Annotated in this window: 19 protein-coding genes; 7 read left to right on the top strand and 12 right to left on the bottom strand. The window is 68.4% G+C overall.

Annotated elements, in window-relative coordinates; all coding sequences use genetic code 11:
• Positions 1-4: 4 nt before the first annotated feature.
• The 7 genes from ACZ4RZ_RS30145 to ACZ4RZ_RS30115 all read right to left on the bottom strand — a co-directional run bounded on the left by ACZ4RZ_RS30145 (position 5) and on the right by ACZ4RZ_RS30115 (position 7157).
• Entirely contained in the window at positions 5-898 is an 894-nt protein-coding gene (locus ACZ4RZ_RS30145; RefSeq protein ID WP_467749294.1) for a carbohydrate ABC transporter permease, read from the bottom strand.
• Positions 895-1860 (bottom strand): carbohydrate ABC transporter permease, encoded by a 966-nt coding sequence (locus tag ACZ4RZ_RS30140; RefSeq protein ID WP_467749292.1) that lies wholly within the window; start codon positions 1858-1860, stop codon positions 895-897. Before ACZ4RZ_RS30140 ends, ACZ4RZ_RS30145 begins: the two co-directional genes overlap by 4 nt.
• A 20-nt stretch (positions 1861-1880) precedes the next feature.
• Entirely contained in the window at positions 1881-3143 is a 1263-nt protein-coding gene (locus ACZ4RZ_RS30135; protein WP_467749291.1) for an ABC transporter substrate-binding protein, read from the bottom strand.
• A 195-nt stretch (positions 3144-3338) separates the two neighbouring features.
• Positions 3339-4568: an ROK family transcriptional regulator gene (locus ACZ4RZ_RS30130; protein WP_467749289.1), complete on the bottom strand. Its 1230-nt coding sequence runs from the start codon at positions 4566-4568 to the stop codon at positions 3339-3341.
• 92 nt (positions 4569-4660) lie between these two features.
• On the bottom strand, positions 4661-5911 hold the full coding sequence (locus ACZ4RZ_RS30125) for an FAD-binding protein (RefSeq protein ID WP_467749287.1): 1251 nt from the start codon (positions 5909-5911) through the stop codon (positions 4661-4663).
• Positions 5912-6123: 212 nt separating this feature from the next.
• Positions 6124-6963, bottom strand: coding sequence for an alpha/beta fold hydrolase (locus ACZ4RZ_RS30120; RefSeq protein WP_467749285.1), 840 nt, complete (start codon positions 6961-6963; stop codon positions 6124-6126).
• A gap of 59 nt (positions 6964-7022) precedes the next feature.
• Positions 7023-7157, bottom strand: coding sequence for a hypothetical protein (locus ACZ4RZ_RS30115; protein WP_467749283.1), 135 nt, complete (start codon positions 7155-7157; stop codon positions 7023-7025).
• Positions 7158-7308: 151 nt separating this feature from the next.
• On the opposite strand from ACZ4RZ_RS30115, the gene ACZ4RZ_RS30110 reads away from it, so the two are divergent.
• The 6 genes from ACZ4RZ_RS30110 to ACZ4RZ_RS30085 all read left to right on the top strand — a co-directional run bounded on the left by ACZ4RZ_RS30110 (position 7309) and on the right by ACZ4RZ_RS30085 (position 13681).
• On the top strand, positions 7309-7971 hold the full coding sequence (locus ACZ4RZ_RS30110; RefSeq protein ID WP_467749282.1) for a pyridoxamine 5'-phosphate oxidase family protein: 663 nt from the start codon (positions 7309-7311) through the stop codon (positions 7969-7971).
• A gap of 71 nt (positions 7972-8042) precedes the next feature.
• A complete protein-coding gene (locus tag ACZ4RZ_RS30105; RefSeq protein WP_467749280.1) occupies positions 8043-9362 on the top strand; it encodes a radical SAM protein in 1320 nt (439 codons plus the stop codon).
• A gap of 63 nt (positions 9363-9425) precedes the next feature.
• Positions 9426-9911 carry an RNA polymerase sigma factor gene (locus ACZ4RZ_RS30100; protein ID WP_467749278.1) on the top strand — a complete coding sequence of 162 codons (486 nt, stop codon included), beginning with the start codon at positions 9426-9428 and terminating at the stop codon, positions 9909-9911.
• Positions 9908-10045: a hypothetical protein gene (locus ACZ4RZ_RS30095; RefSeq protein WP_467749276.1), complete on the top strand. Its 138-nt coding sequence runs from the start codon at positions 9908-9910 to the stop codon at positions 10043-10045. The genes ACZ4RZ_RS30100 and ACZ4RZ_RS30095 overlap by 4 nt, the downstream gene beginning before the upstream one ends.
• Positions 10046-10244: 199 nt before the next feature.
• Positions 10245-11729 carry a cellulose binding domain-containing protein gene (locus ACZ4RZ_RS30090; protein WP_467749274.1) on the top strand — a complete coding sequence of 495 codons (1485 nt, stop codon included), beginning with the start codon at positions 10245-10247 and terminating at the stop codon, positions 11727-11729.
• A 716-nt stretch (positions 11730-12445) separates the two neighbouring features.
• On the top strand, positions 12446-13681 hold the full coding sequence (locus tag ACZ4RZ_RS30085; protein WP_467749272.1) for an acyl-CoA dehydrogenase family protein: 1236 nt from the start codon (positions 12446-12448) through the stop codon (positions 13679-13681).
• 96 nt (positions 13682-13777) lie between these two features.
• Here ACZ4RZ_RS30085 and ACZ4RZ_RS30080 read toward each other — a convergent pair whose 3' ends face one another.
• The 5 genes from ACZ4RZ_RS30080 to ACZ4RZ_RS30060 all read right to left on the bottom strand — a co-directional run bounded on the left by ACZ4RZ_RS30080 (position 13778) and on the right by ACZ4RZ_RS30060 (position 17305).
• Positions 13778-14371 (bottom strand): GAF domain-containing protein, encoded by a 594-nt coding sequence (locus ACZ4RZ_RS30080; RefSeq protein WP_467749271.1) that lies wholly within the window; start codon positions 14369-14371, stop codon positions 13778-13780.
• A gap of 31 nt (positions 14372-14402) precedes the next feature.
• Positions 14403-15005: a GTP-binding protein gene (locus ACZ4RZ_RS30075; protein WP_467749269.1), complete on the bottom strand. Its 603-nt coding sequence runs from the start codon at positions 15003-15005 to the stop codon at positions 14403-14405.
• On the bottom strand, positions 14983-15360 hold the full coding sequence (locus ACZ4RZ_RS30070) for a DUF742 domain-containing protein (protein WP_467749267.1): 378 nt from the start codon (positions 15358-15360) through the stop codon (positions 14983-14985). Before ACZ4RZ_RS30070 ends, ACZ4RZ_RS30075 begins: the two co-directional genes overlap by 23 nt.
• Before the next feature lie 2 nt (positions 15361-15362).
• Entirely contained in the window at positions 15363-15800 is a 438-nt protein-coding gene (locus ACZ4RZ_RS30065; protein WP_467749265.1) for a roadblock/LC7 domain-containing protein, read from the bottom strand.
• 62 nt (positions 15801-15862) lie between these two features.
• Positions 15863-17305 carry a sensor histidine kinase gene (locus ACZ4RZ_RS30060; protein ID WP_467749263.1) on the bottom strand — a complete coding sequence of 481 codons (1443 nt, stop codon included), beginning with the start codon at positions 17303-17305 and terminating at the stop codon, positions 15863-15865.
• Positions 17306-18201: 896 nt separating this feature from the next.
• On the opposite strand from ACZ4RZ_RS30060, the gene rsgA reads away from it, so the two are divergent.
• Positions 18202-19317, top strand: a complete 1116-nt coding sequence (gene rsgA / locus ACZ4RZ_RS30055; protein WP_467749261.1) for a ribosome small subunit-dependent GTPase A — start codon at positions 18202-18204, stop codon at positions 19315-19317.
• Positions 19318-19439: the final 122 nt, after the last annotated feature.

The raw sequence follows: 19439 nt of genomic DNA, 5'->3' as shown, positions 1-19439 counted from the left end.
TAGCTCAGCCCTTGATGCCGGTCTGCGCGATCCCCTGCACCAGCCAGCGCTGGAGGAAGAGGAACACGAACAGCAGGGGCAGGATGGAAATGGCGGTCGCCATGAAGATCAGGTGGTAGTTGACTGTCTGGTTGGTCATGTACGAGGAGAGCGCGACCTGCACGGTCCACGCGCTCGGGTCCTGGCCGATGACCAGCGGCCACAGGAAGGCGTTCCAGCCGTTGATGAACGTGATCGTCGCGATCGCGGCGAAGAAGTTCAGCGAGTTGGGTACGACGACCCGCCAGTACGCGCCCCAGTAGCCGAGCCCGTCCACGCGCGCCGCCTCCTCCAGCTCCCTCGGGAACCCCAGGAAGTACTGCCGGAAGAGGAAGCAGGTGAAACCACTGAAGAGGCCCGGAATGATGAGACCTCGGTAGCTGTCCACCCAGCCGAGGGAGGAGACCAGCACGAAGCTCGGGACGAAGGTGACGGCGGCCGGCACCATCAGGGTGAACAGGACGGCGTAGAAGATCTTGTTGGCGTGCCGGTAGGGGATGCGGGCCAGGCCGTAGCCGGCCAGCGAGCACACCAGCAGGGTGCCGATGGTGTGCAGGGTGCCGACGACCAGGGAGTTCACCATCGACTGGCCGAAGTCGACCGTCGTGTCGTGGAACGGCTCGGTGATGTTGCCCCACTGGATGTCCGTGGGGAAGAACTTCCAGTTCTCTCCGGTGATGTCGGGGTCGGTGGAGAGGGCGTTGCGGACCAGCAGATAGAAGGGGACCAGGAAGAGGAAGGCGGCGATGCCGGTGCCGATGTACAGGCCGGTGGAGCTCATCACGCCGCCGCGCCTGGAGCGGCGTGGCTGGGTGGCCGACGTTCCGGTCTTTCTCACCTCGGGTGCGGTCGTGGTCACTTGGACTCGTCACCCCTTCCGAAGCCCATGATCCTGCCCTGGAACAGCGTCACGACGACGATCAGCAGAGTCAGCATGACCGCGCCCGCGCTGCCCGCGCCGTAGTCCTGGTTCTGGCCCAGGGCGGTGTAGTACAGCTCGACGAGCGGCGGGCGCCCCCAGGTGGTCTTCGACAGCAGGTTGAAGAACTCGTCGAACGCCTGGTAGGCGGCCACGAGCAGCAGCAGGATCACGGCCGTCGAGGTCGCCCTCAGCTGGGGGAGCGTGATGTGGCGGAAGGTCTGCCAGCCCGGCTTGGCGCCATCGATCGCGGCGGCCTCGTAGAGCTCCTGCGGGATGTTCTGCAGCGCGGCCAGGAACAGGATCATGTAGAAGCCGGACTGCAGCCACAGGCGCGCGGTGAGGATGACCAGCCAGTACCACGGCGGGTCGGGGTTGGCGAGCCAGGCGGTGTTCTCCACGCCGAACCAGCCGAGGACGGTGTTCGCCAGGCCGAAGCGGACGCCGTTGAAGATGGACATCTTCCAGATCAGCGAGGCGGCGACATAGCTGCACGCGGTCGGCAGGAAGAAGACGGAGCGGAAGAAGGCGCGCATGAAGCGCAGCCGGTTCACCAGCATCGCCAGTCCCAGCGAAAGCGCCCAGGTCGTCGGCACGATGAACGCGGCGAAGACGGTGAAGGTGCCGAGGGCTCCGACGAAGTTGTTGTTGTCCAGCATGAACCGGTAGTTGTCGAACCCGACGAACTTGTCCGGGGTGACGGTGAAGCGCGCCTCGAAGAAGCTGAGCCAGATGCTCCAGCCGATGGGGACGTAGACGAAGATCACCAGGCCGATGAGGAACGGGCTGGTGAAGAGCCAGAAGTTGAAGGTGCGGCTGCCCCGGGGACCCCGCCGCGGCCGGGCCTTGGAGGCTTTGGCCGGGGCGGGGCGCGCGAGGCCGCGCGTAGTGGTCGTCGACATGTCTCGGTCCGTCCGGCGGTCTATCCGAAGAGCTTCTTGAGCTCGCGGTCTACCGTCTTGTCGGCCTTGTCGAGAGCCGCCCCCGGGTCCCCGCCCTTGCGGACGGAGTCGGCGAAGACGTCCTCCAGGGCGGTGATCATGGCCTGAGTCCAACCGATGTTGTCGAAGTGGCCGTACTCGTTGAAGAGCTTGACGCCCTCGGCGGGCAGACCCGACTTGAGCTTGGTGGCGGACTGGGCGATGGAGGTACGGGGCGGGATGTGGAAGCCGTACGAGGTGGCCCAGTCCTCCTGGTACTTCTTCTGATCGATCCACAGCCACTTCACGTACTCCTTGGCCAGGTCGACGTTCTTGCCCTTGGCGTTGACGAACATCGACCAGCCGCCGTTGTAGACCGAGGGCTTGCCGTCGTCCGTGACCTTCGGGAAGGGGAAGATCCCGATGTCGTCGCCGAGCGTCTGCTGGAACTGCGGCATCGCCCACATGCCGCAGAACTGCATGGCACACAGACCCTGGTTGAGCGCGGAGGGGTCCCAGTAGTCGGCGGGGGCGTCGAGGAGCAGGTCGCCGCTGGTGAACAGCTTGCGCATCTTCTTGATGCCGTCGATGACGCCGTCCGTGTGGTAGGCGATCTCGTTCTTCTCGTCGAGGGTGTCGGCGCCGGCCGACCAGATCATCGGGTTGATGACCGCGTGCAGGTCGTTGCCGAGGAACAGGCCCTTGACCTTGCCCGTGGTGAGCTTGGCGGCCGCTTCGATCAGTTCGTCGAGCGTGGTCGGCACCTTCACGCCGGCCTTCTCCAGCAGCGAGGGACGGTAGAAGAAGAACTGCGGGTCGTCGATCATCCGGACGCCGTATATCTTCCCGTCGACCGTGTGGGACTTGATGTCGGCCGGATTGAAGTCGTCCTTGACCGGGTCGATGATGTCCGTCAGGTCCGCCACTTGGCCGCTCTTGACGAGCTGGATCTGCGGGTGGAACTCGAAGAGGTCGGGCGCGTTCTTGGTGAGCAGCGTCGCGAACAGCTTGTTCTCGAAGTCGGAGCCGGTGATCCACTGCGTGGTCACGCCGGCCTTGTCGTAGGCCTTCGCGTACTTCTTGATGGCCTGCTCCGTGCCGGCCTCGCCGTAGGCGTGGAAGTACTGCACCAGGCTCTTGCCCGAACTCCCGCCGCCGGTACGCCCGTTGTTGCTGCCGCACGCGGCCAGCGCGCCGGCGGCGGACAGGCCCGCGGCGGCCCGGAGTACTGATCGGCGGTCCCAGTTGCTGCTCGTTGCCGACATGGTGACGTCCTTGTCTCGAGTACGGCTGCGGCTCGAATTCGCTGTGCGGTGCGGGACGTTAACCTTCGGCTAAGGCTTCGGCAAGGGGTTGGACGAAGTCTGTTCGAAGCGTTGCGTAGTGTTCGGGATACCGGACGTGACGGAGCCGCGGGCCGCCACGTCAGCCGCCGGCCCCGCTCAACTCCCTTTGAAGCGCTACTGCTTGGACCAGGTACTGCGCTTGGCGGGCCGCTGGCCGACCGACTGGAGCGCCCCTTCCAGGGCGAACGTCGCGGCTCCGAGGCAGACCGGATCGGTCGGAATGGGGGAGAGGACGATCTCGGTGGCCGCGAACGGCCGCTTCAGCGCGTGCCGGGCGACGGCCTCGCGCACCTCGTTCAGCAGCGGTTCGCCGAGCGCGGCCGCGACCCAGCTGCTGAGCACGACCACCTCGGGGTTGAGAAGGTTCACCAGGTCGGAGATCCCGGCACCGAGGTAACGGGCGGTGTCCCGCACGACCTTGAGCGCCACCGGATCCTGCGCGGCGACGCCCTGGGCGAGCGCGTCGATCGTGGCGGTCTGGTCCTCGGGGTGCAGCAGCGCACTGCGGGGGCTCAACTCCCGCAGGTTCAGCATGATTCCGGGCGCCCCCACATACGTCTCCACACAGCCGTGGTTGCCGCAGTGGCACAGCCGTCCGTCCAGCACCAGCGTCGTATGGCCCCACTCGCCGGCGCTGTTGCTGACTCCGCGGTGCAGACCGCCGCCGAGGGCGAGCCCGGCGCCGACTCCCGTGCCCAGGTTGACGACCACGGCGTCCCCGCGGCCGCGGGCCGCGCCGAACCAGAGCTCGGCGACCGCGCAGGCGCGCAGCGGATTGTCGAGGTAGAGAGGGTAGGCGATGTGCTCGGCGAGCAGGTCGAGCAGCGGCACGTCGTGCCAGTCCCAGTTCGGGGCGTACTCGCAGACCCCGCCCTCGCGGTCCACCTGGCCGGGCACGCTGACACCCACGCCGAGGACGCGCGCGCCTTCGACGCCGGCCTGCGCGACCACCGAACCGACGGCCGCAGCGACATGCCCGACGACCTGCTCCGGTCGGCTCTCGCCGGGGCGCATGTCCTCGTCGGCGCGGGCCAGCACGTTCAGTGCCAGGTCGAACAGCTCGACGCGTACATAGGTCTCCGCGATGTCGACGCCGATCAACGCGCCCCCCGACGCGTTGACGGCGACGAGGCCCCGCGGGCGGCCACCCGCGGAGTCCTCGAAGCCGACCTCGGTCAGCATCCTCAGGTCGAGCAGCTCACCGACGAGCGTGGCGACCGTGGCCAGACTGAGCCCGGTCGCTGCCGCCAACTCCTGCCGGGAGGTGGGCGATTCGGCGATGATCTGGCGCAGCACCTCGTAGCGGTTCGCGGTGCGGATGTCGCGTGATGTGCCGCGCCTCATTGGACTCCCCCGGCCCCTCCAGGTCATGCCCGGGACCCTTCGGCCCCGGCGCCGGAAAAGGCTATGGCCTGTGAGGGAATTTCGACAAGGGGTTAGGAAAGGGGGTGGAGAAAGTCCCCCACGAAGGCGTTGGTGAACGTGCCCGCCGGGTCGAGCGAATCCACCAGCGCCCGGAACTCGCCGAGCCGCGGATACCGACCGCGCAGCACCGCCGGGGGCACCGTGAACACCTTCCCCCAGTGCGGCCGGGGATCGAACGGCTCCAGCGCCTCTTCGACCCGCCGCACCACCGGCAGTACGGCCTCGGTGTCCTCGATCCACGTGAAGTGCAGCGCAACCGTATCCCGCCCGTACGCCGGGCTCAGCCACTGGCGGTCGGCGGCCACGGTCCGCACCTCGCAGATCTGCAGCACCGGCGCGACGGTCCCGCGGATCGCGTCGAGGGCGTGCAGCGCGGCCGTGGCGTCCGAGCGGGGCAGCAGATACTCGGACTGCAGCTCGGCCCCGCTGCTCGGGGTGAACTCGGCCCGGAAGTGCGGGAGTCGCTCGTGCCAGGGGCCCGGGACGCCGAACTGCTCGGTGCAGTTCCGCGCAGGCATCCCCGGCACCGGGTGCATCGCCTCGGTCGCCGGCGCGGCCCACGGGAAGTCCGGCAGCGGCTGATCGGTGCGCCGCTTGAGCCACACATGACGGAAGCCCGGCCGTCCCCAGTCGGTGAACAGACTCACGCTGTACGCCGTCGCCGCGACCGTCTCGAAGTCCAGTCCCGCCAGGGGAAGTTCGGTGAAGACGTGCTGGCTCACCTCGTAGTCCGGCTCCAGGTCCAGGGTGAGCGCGATGACGACACCGAGCGCGCCCAGCGAGGTCACGGCTCCGTCGAAGCGCTCGTCGCCGCGGCCGATCGTCACGATCGAGCCGTCCGCCGTGACGAGCTCGACCTCGCGTACGGCGGAGGCGAGCAAACCGTTCGTCACCCCTGAGCCATGCGTACCGGTCGCCACCGAGCCGGCCACGGAGATGTGCGGGAGGGACGCCATGTTGTGCAGCGCGAACCCGCGCTCGTGCACCCGGCGGGCGAGTTCGGCGTACCGGACGCCGCCCGAGACCCGTACCGTGCGGGCCGTCGTGTCCACGTCCACGGCGGGTGGCAGACCGGTCAGCGACAGCAGTACGCCGTCGGCGCCCGGCTCGGCGATCTCGTTGAAGGAGTGGCCGCTGCCCAGCACCCGCACCCGGGCGCTGTCCGCGACCAGTGCTTGGAGCGCGTCGAGCGAGTGGGGCCGGTGCAGTTCCTTGGCCGTGTACGTGATGTTGCCGGCCCAGTTGGTCAGGGTCTCTGTCATCCCTGTCGTCCCTTCCCGGGAAGTCGCCGTCCGCGGCCGGTTTCCGACGGCCACCGGGGGACGGTACCTCGCCGGGAGGTCCACCCCGCCGGCCCGTCCATTGACCCTCTCACAAGGCGACTCCTACGGCAGAGACCGGTTGCTGTCGCCGAAGTCGCCCAGCCGGAAGGTCACCTCCTTGCCCGAGCGCCCACTCACCGGTGGGCGGTCGTTCACCCAAGAAATGTCGCCGTCGTCGCCACGAACCGTTCGGCGTCGTCCAGCCACGGGAAATGTCCTGCCCCGGACTGAATGACCAACTCGGCGCGCGGGAACAGCTCGGCGAGCTCGGTCATCGCGGGAGGAGGAGAATTCAGGTCGACCTCACCGGCCAGTACGAGGACCGGTGAGACGAACCGGGCGAGCGCGGCACGGGTGGTGTCCGGGGCGAACGCGCCCTCGGAGCCGTAGACAGCCGCGGCCTCCATGTTCTTGTGCCCGTCCTCCGCGGCCCGATGCGCGCGAGCCGTCTCGTCCCAGCGGCCGTACCAGAACGGGGCGATGGCCTCGAACGCGCCGGCCGTCGCCTTGCCGGCGACGATCGCTTCCAGGGCCGCGAAGGCCGCCGGGAACCACGGCTCGTCCCGGCGGAGCAGTGCCGTCTCGCGCCGGACGTCTGCCGTGATCGTGATGCCGACGGCGTACACGCTCGGAGTGATCAGCGCGAGCCTGCCGACGCGTTCCGGATGGCGTGCCGCGTACAGCACGGCCAGATTCGTACCGCCGGAATGGGCGAGCAGGTCCATCCGGTCGAGGCCCAGGTGCTCGCGCAGGGCGTCCACGTCGTCGACGAGTCGGTCGCAGCGGTAGGAGGCGGGGTCCTCCGGTGTCGCCGACCGGCCCGTTCCTCGAAGGTCCAGCATGATCAGCTGCCGGTGCGCGGAAAGGCCACCGAGGTCCCCGAAGTACGCGGAGTCCTGCATCGGCCCGCCGGGAAGGCAGATCACCGGTGGGCCGTCGCCGAACACGTGGTACGCCAGCTTGGTTCCGTCGTGCGCGGCGAAGGTGGGCATGGCCACGACTCTGTCAGTGGCGTTCGGGCGGAGCAACTGCGTTCCAGTCGAAAGGGCGGTCACGCGTCCTCCTCGCGCAGCTCCTCCTGCTCCGCCGGGATCCGCGCCGCCTCCGCCTCGTCCCTGCCGTAGGCCGGACCGACGACTACCAACCCCCTTACCAGTTCCGGATGTTCGACCGCGAGCGCCGTCACACGGGAGTGTGGGCCCCAGCCACCGGCGTGACGTTGGAGGCGTCGGCGTACCTCAGCGTTGGGTTGCGGATTTCGTCGCCCAGGCGGACCTGAGTAACTAATTTCGTAAACGCATGGCTCTTTCACTCGTGATATCGATAGCGTCCGGTCCATGACGTACGGACCTCTCCCCGAAACCGACCTTACCCGCCACCGTCGCCTCCGCGAGCAGGGCAGCCGGGATCGTGCCGACCTGGACGCGATCCTCGACGCGGGATTCATCTGTCACCTCGGTGTGATCGTCGAGGGGCGGCCGCTGGTGGTGCCGACGGTGTACGGGCGGGACGAGCGGCAGCTGTATGTGCACGGGTCGGTGGCCAGCCGGAGTCTGGCGGCCGACGCTCCCGTGTGCGTCACCGTCACGCATGTCGACGGGCTCGTGCTGGCGCGGTCCGTGTTCGAGCACGGGGTGAACTACCGCAGCGCGATGATCCATGGCGTACCCCGCAGGGTGACCGACCCGGACGAGAAGACCGACGGCCTGCGGCGGCTCACCGAACACGCCACGCCCGGGCAGTGGGACTACGCCCGGAGGCCCAGCCGCAAGGAGCTGGCCGCGACCACGCTGCTCGCGCTGTCGCTGGAAGAGGCCTCTGTGAAGATCCGCACCGGCGCCCCGGACGATGGCGACGGGCCGGACGCCGAGCTCGGCCTGTGGGCCGGGACCCTGCCGCTGGCCTCGACCTGGGGCGTGCCCGAGGCCGACCCGCTGCTGCCGCCCGGCGTGACCCCTCCGGCGCACATCGCGCGGCGCGAGGGGACCCGGCAGGGCTGATGTCCGAGCAGGGGCATAACGTGAGGAGTCGAGCACGGCAGACGAAGCAGGTCGGGAGCGAGGAGAACGGGATGGGCAGCCGCACCGCGCTGGTCGAGGATCTGATGGAGCGGTTCCCGCACGTGCCGCGGGAAGCCGTCTTCAAAGAGGACCTGCTCCGTGGAGGTGTGGCCTTCGACGCCTCCGCCCTGAGTGACAACGAGAGCGGTGAGGTCAAGCCGAAGTCGTACTTCATCTTCTCCTTCGACCACGGCACCCTGCCCGAGCTCGGCGAGGCCGCGCTGCGACGCCCGCCCGAGGAGATCATCCTCACGGGTGGCCCGTACGACCTGCGGCGGACCGTGGTGTCCGTACGCGTCAACCCGTCCTCGCCGTATCGCGTGGCCGCGGATGAGGACGGCATGCTCGGCCTCTATCTCGACGGGAAGCGGATCTCGGACGTCGGGGTGCCCCCGATGCCCGAGTACTACCGGCACACGCTCTCCAACGGGAAGTCCGTGATGGAGGTGGCCCCGACGATCCAGTGGGGGTACCTCATCTACCTCACCGTCTTCCGGGTCTGCCAGTACTTCGGCGCCAAGGAGGAGTGCCAGTACTGCGACATCAACCACAACTGGCGCCAGCACAAGGCGGCGGGCCGCCCGTACACCGGCGTCAAGGACGTCGACGAGGTCCTTGAAGCGCTCGAGATCATCGACCGCTATGACACTGCGAAGGCGTCCACCGCGTACACGCTCACCGGCGGCGCGATCACCTCGAAGCTGCAGGGCCGCGACGAGGCCGACTTCTACGGGCTCTACGCCAAGGCCATCGAGGAGCGCTTCCCCGGGCGGTGGATCGGCAAGGTCGTCGCCCAGGCGCTGCCGCGCGACGACGTCCAGCGCTTCAAGGACTACGGGGTGCAGATCTACCACCCCAACTACGAAGTGTGGGACCGGCGCCTCTTCGAGCTGTACTGCCCGGGCAAGGAGCGCTACGTCGGCCGCGACGAGTGGCACAAGCGCATCCTCGACTCGGCGGAGATCTTCGGCGCACGCAATGTCATCCCCAACTTCGTGGCGGGCGTGGAGATGGCCGAGCCGTTCGGCTTCACCACCGTCGACGAGGCCATCGCCTCGACAACCGAGGGGCTGCGCTTCTTCATGTCGCACGGCATCACGCCCCGCTTCACCACGTGGTGCCCGGAGCCGACTACTCCGCTCGGCAAGGCCAACCCGCAGGGCGCGCCGCTGGAGTACCACATCCGTCTCCTGGAGGCGTACCGCTCCACGATGGAGGACTTCGGGCTTCAGTCGCCGCCCGGATACGGCGAACCCGGGCCGGGCCGCGCGGTCTTCTCCGTCAGCTCTTTCATGGACAGCCTTCCCGCGCAGGAGCCGTCCCAGGTGTAATCCGTTCCGTGCCGCCGGACATAGACGAGTGTCTCAACGGACGGCGGACGGCAGGGGGCAGGTGTGCCGGACGACGGCACACCTGAAGACGAGAAACAGGCGGAGCGGTTGAGCTCCCTGTTCGGGGCGCACTACGGACGGGTGCTGAGCTTCGCCCGGCGTCGCACGGACGACGCGGACGCGGCGCAGGACGTGGCCGCCGAGACCTTCCTGGTCGCGCGGCGCCGTATCGACAAAGTGCCACGGGTGCCCGACGAGGAACTGCCCTGGCTGTACGCCGTGGCGCGCAATGTCCTCGCGAACGAGCGGCGAGGACCGGCGCGGCGGCCGGCTGACCGCACGGCTCGGGCGTACGGCCACCCGTGGTCGCCGACGCGCCCGACCACGCCGGATCGGTGGTCGAGGCACCGCATCTGCGCCAGGCCCTCGGCGGGCTGTTCGGCGCGCGATCAGGAAACCCTGCAACTGGTGGGCTGGGACGGCCTCGAAACGGCTGCCGCCGCGGCGCGGCGCTCAGCGCGGGTCGTCGGCTGTTCGGCGCGCTCTTGAAAGTCGACGGGGATCGATACTTTCTGGCCTTCCTTCCGTACAACAGAAGGGACGCCGCGAGTTGGCCCCACTACAAGGCCGAGGCCCTGGACGCCCAGGGCCGGGTCGTGGCCACCGAGCGGTTCGAGCGGTAGCCGGACGGACGCGGTTGCATCGCACTCGTGGTGCGGCGCAACCGCGTGCCCCATCATTTGAATACGCCGCTTGTCAGTTGTGCGGAAACCGTGAAAGGCTCGGGCCCCGTCGTGAGACGGACCCCAACTCCCGTGTTCCGTAGCCGAGTTGGGCATTGCATGACTTTGCACGTGGAAGCAGCGGATGCAGGAGCCCCCCATGCCTGACCTGCCGACCCCTCAGGACGCCGCCGAGGCAGCGCTGTTCTCGGAGTGCTGGGACGCGGTCCTGTCATACGCCGATCTGTGCACGTCCGGTTCCGCCGCGGCCGCTCAGCTGGCCACCGAGGCGTTCACCCACGGCATCCGCGAGGCGCGCGCCGTCGGTTCGGGAACGAAGAGTACCGGCCGCCGGGCGCTGCGGCTGCCCCGGATTCCCTTGCTGCTGACGTCGGTTCGGACCACGGCCGCCGCCTGGGAGGCGCACGGGCAGGGCCACCGACTCGACCCCGACCTGAGGCTGTGGCTCAACTCCGAGAAGGCCGGCCGCTACACCGGGCCGCCACTGCACCGCCCGCTCGCGCTGCGCGGCCTCAGGGACATGCAGGAACCGGACGCGGCACTGCTGTGGCTCGCCGAGGTCGAGTCGCTGCCGCTGCCCGCGGTGGCCCGGCGGCTCGGCCTCGACCCGGCGGCCGCGGCCGAGGAACTCGCCCAGGTGCGGGCGCTGTTCAGGGACCGCTGCCATCGCAACCACCTCGACACGCCGATGGACGCCAACTGCCGCAGCTACGCGCGGCTGCTCGACGCGGTCACGCGCTCGCCCGGCGCCGAGACGCCCGAGGATCTCTCCCGGCATCTCGCCCGGTGCGTCGATTGCGCGGAGGCGGCGGCCTGTTTGCGGCTGCACGGCGGCGGGCTGCCCGCGGCGCTCGCGGGCGGGGTGATCGGCTGGGGCGGCCTCGCCTATCTGGAACGACGGCGCCGGGCCGCCGAGGCAGGTCTTGCGGGCGGACGTACGGACGCGGCCGTGGACACGGGTCTCGCCGAGGGCAAGACGGCCGGGCCCCGGATCGGCCGGACCGGGCTGCTGGTCGCGGCCGTCATCGTGTCGGCGCTGGCGCTCACGGTCTCGCTGATGCCGTTCGACGGGTCCAGGGGCGGGGGCGCCTCCGCGCGCGGCGACTCGGCGGACCGGCAGCCCGTGGCGGACCCGGGCGTCTCGTCCCCCTCGGCCACCACGCGCTCCGCGGGCTCCCTCGTGTCACCCGAACCGTCGGACTCGACGACCGACTCCGAGACGAACCCCGACCCCGAACCCCAGGGCACGTCCGCGTCCCCCGCCCACGCGACGCACCAGTCCGCGCACCCCACAAAGGGCGCATCGTCGTCCTGCAAGGTGAAGTACGAGATCGTCAACGAGTGGCCGGACGGCTTCCAGGCCAGCGTCACCGTCACCTCCGCCAAGGCCCTCGACACCTGGCAGATCGCCTGGACCTTCCGCGACGGCCAACGCGTCACCCAGATGTGGGACGGCACCTTCGTCCAGCACGACTCCCGCGTGACCGCCACCGCCGCCGACTACAACAAGTCCGTCGCCGCGGGCGGCACTTTCGCGGTCGGCTTCCTCGCCTCTTGGCGGGACGGGAACTCGGTTCCGGGGAAGTTCACGCTGAACGGCGGGAGTTGTACGAGCGCCGACTGACCCGGGGGCGCTGGACCGAGCAGACCTGGCGGCTCTTCTAGGCATCGACTGCAAGTGGTGCGGCGACCTGGAGCCAGTCGCGCGGTTCGGCACATGGGTGCTGCCCGGGTCCGAGGAGTCCGGCCAGTCCGTGAGAGGTGCCGGATAGGCCGACGGCGATCGGGGCGCAGGCGTCATGATGGCCGGCGGGGGAGGAGCGGGGCTGCGGGTCGCAACGGCAGAGGCGGGAGTGCCTGGTGTTGTTGCTGTTTGGGAGTGATTCGGACGGCGTGAGCCTGTTAGATGCCCACGGGCGTGCCGGTCTATCCGCCCTGCTGTGACGATGGCTGATCTGCGCTGTTGGGTCTCCGCCGTTGTTCGAAGACGGTTCCTTATCGGTCAGAGGGAACTTGACTGATTGTCAGTGCTTCGGGGCTGTCAACTCGCGGGGCAAGTGCCTGGTGGGCAGCCCTGGGGTCTGTGTCAGGTGGGGACTGTTCGTACGCGAGGGGCCTCCTTGTCGAGGCGTGTCAGCACCTGAGCAAGTCGTGCTCCGTATCGCATAGTTGGGATCAGATCGCAAGACGCACTGTTTCGGCCAAAGGGGAAGAGCGATCTTGGCTGAGATGGATCGATAAGTGGACAATATTAGAGGCGGTCGGCCTGGGCGGAGAACCACTGCCCGACGGATGACCCCCGGGTCCGGACGGACGTGGGGGCAGCGTGGAGGAGGGGTTGTGGAACGCTACTTCAGTAGCGGGTGGCATGAGGATCTGCGGCGTCGGGTGCGTGAGTTCGCCGAGCGGGAAGTGCGACCTCGGATAGCGGAGATGGAGGCTTCCCGGACGACGGCGCACGAGCTCTCGCGGCTCATCGCCCGGCAGGGCTGGATCGGTGTGACGATCGGGAAGACGCACGGCGGTATGGCGGCCGGGCACCTGGCCAAGACGATCATCATCGAGGAGCTCGGCCGCGTGAGCGGGGCCATGGGGGCCATGGTGCAGGCGTCCCAGCTCGGCGTCGCCAAGATTATTCATTTCGGCAGCAAGGCGCAGAAGCGGGAGTGGCTGCCACGTATCGCCGCGGGGAAGTGCCTGCCGACGATCGCGACCACCGAGGAGGAGTCGGGCGGCCACGTCCTTGGGATGCGCAGCACCGCCGTCCGCGACGGTGACGACTACGTGCTGAATGGCCGCAAGGTCTTCGTCGGCAACAGCCACGTCGGTGATCTGCACGGCGTGATCGTGCGCACCGGTGAGGGGTCGAGGGGGCTGTCGGCCTTTTTGGTCGAGGCGGACCGTCCTGGCTTCTCGCTCGCCGAACAGCAGCCTGCCATGGGCCTGCACGGGTTCAGTTTCGGCGAGCTGATCTTCGAGAACTGCCGGGTGCCGGCCGCGAATCTGCTCGGTGTGGAGGGCCAGGGTCTGGACGTTGCCTACTCGTCCAGCGTGCTCTACGGCCGGCCCAACCTGACGGCGGTCTCCCTCGGTATCCACCAGGCCGTCTTCGAGGAGACCACCGCGTTGTGCATCGAGCGCGAGCGGTACGGCGAACCGCTCGGCAAGCTCACCAACATCAAGCTCAAGCTGGGCAGGATGAAGCACCGGTTGATGATGGCCCGGCTGGCGGCGTACCACGCGGTGCACCTGCTCGACCTGGGGCGGCCGTGCGACGCGGAGTTGATGAGCGCCAAGGTGTTCAACGTCGAATCCGCACTCGACTCGGCCCGCGACAGCATGGAAATCCATGCCGCCAGCGGCCTGTTCACCGATCGCCCGGTCGAGCGCTATCTGCGCGACGCCCACCACATCTACGCACCCGCCGGGACCTCCGACATCCAGTTGCTGCGCCTGGGCGAGATTGCTCTCGGTACGGCCAAGGGTCAGTGGTCCGAGCAACTCGCCGACCTCGTGCGGACAGTTCCCGCTGAGCGCCGGGACGAGCAGCTGGAGACAGCTGGGCACGTGGGCTGAAAGCACCGGGAGCCACGGACACAGTGTCGTGCCCGCGGCTCCCACATCTGATTCCTGATCGCCCGGCGACGAGCAGCGGCGGTTGCCCGTACTCGCTCAGATCCGGCGCCGGTCCTCCATCGCGTACAGCTGGTCGACAAGCTGTTGCGCCAACGACTTGATGGTGTCCAGGCCCGGTCGTCCCCATGAATGGACATCCGTGTCGACCACGCAGATGGTTCCCAGGGCTACCCCCGTCTTCCAGTCGATCAACGGCGCACCCATGTACGAGCGAATGCCGATCTCGTCGACGACCCGGTTCCCCGCGAACCTCGGATAGTCGCAGACGTCGTCCAGTACCAAGGCCTTCTTGCGCGCGACGACGTGCGGGCAGTAGCCCTGGTCATGTGTCATCTCCCGGCCGACCTGGGCCTGCTGCGGCTCTGCCTGCAGCTCCACTCCGGGCCGGCCAGCCGCGTACAGGCCGGCGAAATACTGGCGCCTCTCGTCGACGAAGAAGTTGACCATCGAGAACGGTGCGCCGGTGACGTGTGCCAGGTTGCCTGCGAACTCGTCGAATTCCGGGATGGGGGTGTCCCCGATGCCGAGTTCACGCAGCCGGGCTATCCGAGCCTGCGCGTCGCGGTCCTGGGGGGTCAGCAGAAGATGACCGGTCGGGTCGTACGGGGAGTGGGGAACCGGGGCTGACATGCAGGCTCCATTCGGGGACGCTGAGTGTGGGTCAGTGCAGCGGGTTAAGCTCCGCGGGCGACATCCCGGGAGTCGAGGCGAGCACGTGCTGGACAAGATTGATCAACACCCAGGTGCTGGAGTTGCACTGCCGGGCGTCGCACATCACGACGGGTACGTCGGGCTTGAGGTCGAGAGCCGCGCGGACCTCTTCGACCTCGTAGTGGTAGGCCGTGTCGAATTCGTTGACGGCCACGATGAAGCTGATTCCGCGGCGTTCGAAGAAGTCGACGGCGGCGAAGCAGTGATCGAGCCTGCGGGTGTCGGCGAGGACCACGGCGCCGAGCGCCCCGTTGGACAGCTCGTCCCACATGAACCAGAACCGCTCTTGCCCCGGGGTGCCGAACAGGTACAGGACGTGGTCCTGGTCCAGGGTGATGCGGCCGAAGTCCATGGCAACCGTGGTGGTCGTCTTTTCCTCGATGCCGACCAGGCTGTCTGTGCGGGCGCTGACCTGGGTGAGCAGCTCTTCGGTACTCAACGGCTCGATCTCGCTGACCGCGCCGACGAAGGTGGTTTTGCCGACCCCGAAGCCTCCCGCTATGAGGATCTTCAGGGCGGTGGGGAAGGGGTCAGAGTCGCTTGCGAAGGCCATTCAGCACCGCCTCCAGGACGGTTCGGTCGGTAGGGGAGGCCGCCTCGACGGCGCGTGGCGCGCGTGTGGTGAGCGCGTGGTGCTGTACGAGGTCGGACAGCAGGACTTTGGTGATGACGGCCGGCAGCCGCATGTGGGCGGCGACCTCGGCAACCGAGATGGGGCCGCCGCACAGGTCGAGGACCTGGTCGTAGTCAGGGCCGAGATAGGTTTTCGGCCGGGTGCCCGTGGCCATCACGAAGGTGAGGAGGTCGAGCTGTGCTGAGGGACGCGTGCGCCCGTTACTGACGGCGTACGGGCGGACTAACCGCCCTGCCTGATCGTCGAGCCACGTCCCGTCCTGCACGTCCGACATCCTCAACGCCCCGCATCACGCGACACGTTGGCCGCCTGTTGTCGGATGGGCGTGGCGAAGTACGGGCGGACGCTCTTGACCAGCATGGCCATCTCGTAGCCGAGTACAGCCGCATCGGCCTCCCGGGCCGCCAGGACAGCCAGGCAGGCGCCGGAACCCGCTGCGCAGACGAAGAGCAGGCTACTGTCCAGCTCCACCATCACCTGGCGGACGTCGTCCCCGCCGGAGAACCGGGCGCCGGCGCTGCGGCCGAGGGAGTGCAGACCGGATGCCAGGGCGGCCATGTGTTCTGCTTCGTCTTGTGCCGAAAACCCGTCATGTGCCTTCACCAGTCCGTCGGAGGACAGCAGAAGTGCGCTGCGGGTGTGGGGGACCCTCTGGACGAGTCCGGCCAGGAGCCAGTCAAGATTCTGGTTCGGACCGGTAGCAATGTCGCTCACGGTGACGTTCTTCTCCTTGCGGGTGAGGTCGGAGCCTGGGGGTGGCGGGAGCTGTCAGCGGGTCACTCGTCGGAATTGTCATCGGCGAGGCTGATTCCTCGCCGGAATGCTGCCATCACGTCCGGATCGTGGACCGCTTCCTGCCCGTTGTCCTTCCTGTCGGCGACGGGGCCTTCACGGAGCTGCGGCACCAGATTTTCCTGGGCGCGGCGCTGCGGCAGCGGCGGCCGTCCCTCAAGGGTGGCCCTGTCGTGCTGCGAGGGCCCTCGTCCGCTCAGCGCCGCGGAGTCGACCGCCCGTGCGTGCTGTTGCTGGGCAGGCATGGGCTGGGCCGGAGGAAACGGTTGCGCCGATGGCGGGGCAACCGGCCGCGGGGCAGCGGGCGGCTGCGCGGCTGGCTGGTGCGCTGCGGCGGCCGCCGGGACGGGTGCCTCGGCGGTTTCGTCTCCGATCAGCCCGCTCGGGATGACCAGGACTGCCTGGATGCCGCCGTAGATGTTGCTCTGGAGTCGGACCGCGACGCCGTGACGGCGGGCGAGGGCGGAGACCACGTACAGGCCTATACGGCCATCCACCAGCAGTTTGCTGATGTCGATGCGGTCCGGCTCGGCGAGCAGCTCGTTGACGCGTTCCTGCTCAACAAGCGACATTCCGAGTCCGCGGTCTTCGACCTCGACGGCCAGCCCCGCGGTCACTCGCTGGGCGCGCAGCAGTACTTGGGATTTCGGGTCGGAGAAGGTCGTGGCGTTCTCGACCAGTTCGGCCAGCAGGTGGATGACGTCGGCGACGGCATGTCCGCGGAGCGTCCCCTCGATCGGGGGCACCAGCTTGACCCGGGAGTAGTGCTCGACCTCGGCAATCGATGAACGCAGCACCTCGGTCAGGGTTACCGGCCGGGTCCACTGGCGGCGGGAGACGGACCCGCCGAGCACGGCGACGTTCTCCGCGTGGCGGCGGATACGGGTCGCCAGGTGGTCGACGTGGAAGAGGCCTTTGAGCAGTTCGGGATCCTCGACCTCGTGCTCCAGCTCGTCGAGGATGTTGATCTCCCGGTGCACGAGAGACTGCAGCCGCCGGGCGAGGTTGACGAAGACTTCGACCTTCTCCGCGCTGTCCGGCGGGGCGGCCTGAGTGAATTGCGCGGCCTGTGCGACAGCTGCACGCGCGTGCCACAGGCTGACCTTGACCTCGTATTCGAGTTGTCCCAGTGCGTCTCCCGGGGCCGGGGCGTATTGGGTGAACGGGGCCGGGTCTACCCGTTCGCCCTGCTCCAGCCGGTACAGCATGCTCTGCAGCTCGGTCTGGCCGACGGCGACGACACGGCGCACCGACGCGTACTGCCGTGACGCTCCCCGGGCCTCGGCACGGCCGGCGAGTGCGGCGCCGACCAGAATGCTGCAGCCGAGGACGGCTCCGCCGGCGAGCACTCCCCAAGTCGAGGCATCGACAGTGCCGTCCTGGGCGCGCAGGACGAAGATGACCACGGCGACCGCGAGTACTGCCATGACCGTGGCAGGGAGCACGGCGAGGCGTACCGCGCGGTTGCGGGTGGCTGAATTCGTGCGCCCGTCCTGGGCTGGCCGTCGGACATGCCTGTTGCGTACCGAGCCCGCCGCGGTCGGATCACCTACTTCCGAACGCACGGCGTAGGTCGGAGATTTCGGCATCGGAGTCCTCTCGATCAGCCAGGTCGGACACACGGCGGCGCAATGCGGACTAACCGTCAACTCGCGTGCTTGATTGGACAGTTAGTAGGTTCGCCAGCCTACGACAACCTGATGAAAGTGGCGTAATCAAGCGTCTGTCAATTCATCACAAACCGGCATCCTTGACCTGCCGAAACGATTGTCCAGTCGTTCCCGGTGGAGTGACATCGCTCCTGCGCCGAGGGGCGTCTACGCGCCAAAAGCCCCATTTACAACATAGGGAAACATGTGAGAAATGCCGTGCTGCGGGGGAGGGTAAGCCGGGAGAAGGCGCGACTCGACAAAACGCTCGCCTGCGCCGGCTTCACGCGCTATTCGACGGGCTCGCCCGGATGGCCGCGCGCGGACACGACGCCAGTGCGCCGGGTGAGTACGAGGTGAATCCGGCGCTGAGTGCTCCGGAACCTGGTCGCTGAGACCGCACACGCCCTCGGGGTCGGCGCGGACGCCGCCGCGCTAAAAGCGTTGGCGTCCTGCTGGAGCCTGAGGCTAGGGTTCCCCTCGTTCCCTTGGCGGCCGGTTGGCCGCCGTCAGCTGAGTATGAACCGGGAGGTGTGACCGATGGCTGTCGTTGCGATGGGCGCTGCCCGCATCCGGAAGTTCATTCAGTCCACCTCCGTGGCCTCCGGCTGACCTCTCTTTTCTCCCGCGCCAGTGAGCGCGGTGCCGGGGCCACCCTTGTGAAGGGTCACCCCTTGTCTTTCTCTTCTCTCCTGGGTTCGTCCTCGTCTTCCTCGCATCCGCTCGTTCCGTATGGCTGGGATGCGGACTGGGAGGCTGAGTTCGCCCCGCATGCCGAGCAGGGCCTCCTGCCCGGTCGTGTCGTACGGGTCGACCGGGGCCAGTGCGATGTCGTCACCCCGGACGGCATCGTCCGTGCTGACACCGAGTTCGTTGTTCCCCGTGACCCGATGAAGGTCGTGTGCACGGGGGACTGGGTTGCCGTCGACCCCGAAGGTGGTGATCCGCGGTATGTGCGGACGATGCTGCCCCGGCGTACCGCCTTCGTGCGCTCCACCTCCTCCAAGCGGTCCGAGGGACAGATCCTCGCGGCCAACGTCGACCACGCCGTCGTGGCCGTGTCGCTCGCCGTGGAACTCGACCTCGGTCGCGTCGAACGCTTCCTCGCCCTCGCCTGGGAGTCCGGCGCACAGCCCGTGGTCGTCCTCACCAAGGGCGACCTCGTGCCGGACGCGGTGACGCTCGGGTATCTCGTCCAGGACGTCGAGACGACGGCGCCGGGCGTGCCGGTGCTGCCGGTCAGTTCCACGACGGGTGCGGGCCTCGATGTCCTCGAGGCCGTCCTCGCCGGCGGTACGTCGGTCCTCCTGGGACAGTCCGGGGCGGGGAAGTCGACCCTCGCGAACGCGCTGCTCGGCGAGGACGTCATGGATGTGCAGGCCACGCGGGACATGGACGGCAAGGGCCGGCACACCACGACGACCCGCAACCTCCTCGCCCTGCCGGGCGGAGGCGTCCTCATCGACACCCCGGGGCTGCGGGGCGTCGGTCTCTGGGACGCCGAGACCGGTGTCGGGCAGGTCTTCGCCGAGATCGAGGAGCTGGCCGCGCAGTGTCGTTTCCACGACTGCGCGCATATTGCCGAGCCCGGCTGCGCCGTCCTCGCCGCCGTCGACTCCGGCACCCTTCCCGAACGCCGTCTCGACAGCTATCGCAAGCTGCTGCGCGAGAACCAGCGGATCGTCGCCAAGACGGACGCGCGGCTGCGGGCCGAGATTCGGCGGGACTGGAAGCGGAAGGGGGCGGAGGGGCGGGCTGCGATGGAGGCGAAGCGGGGGCGTTGGCACTAGGCCTGGGCCGGCCATGGTGGTTTCGCCCCCTCCGCCCCTACCCGTCCCGTACCTGGGGGCTGCGCCCCCAGACCCCCCTAAAAGGTCGCGCAGTTCCCCGCGCCCCTTTCAGGGGCGCGGGG

This window comes from Streptomyces sp. NPDC027189 (assembly GCF_055566975.1).
Note: the sequence above shows the minus strand (reverse complement) of the source record. Positions and strands in the feature narration are given on the sequence as shown.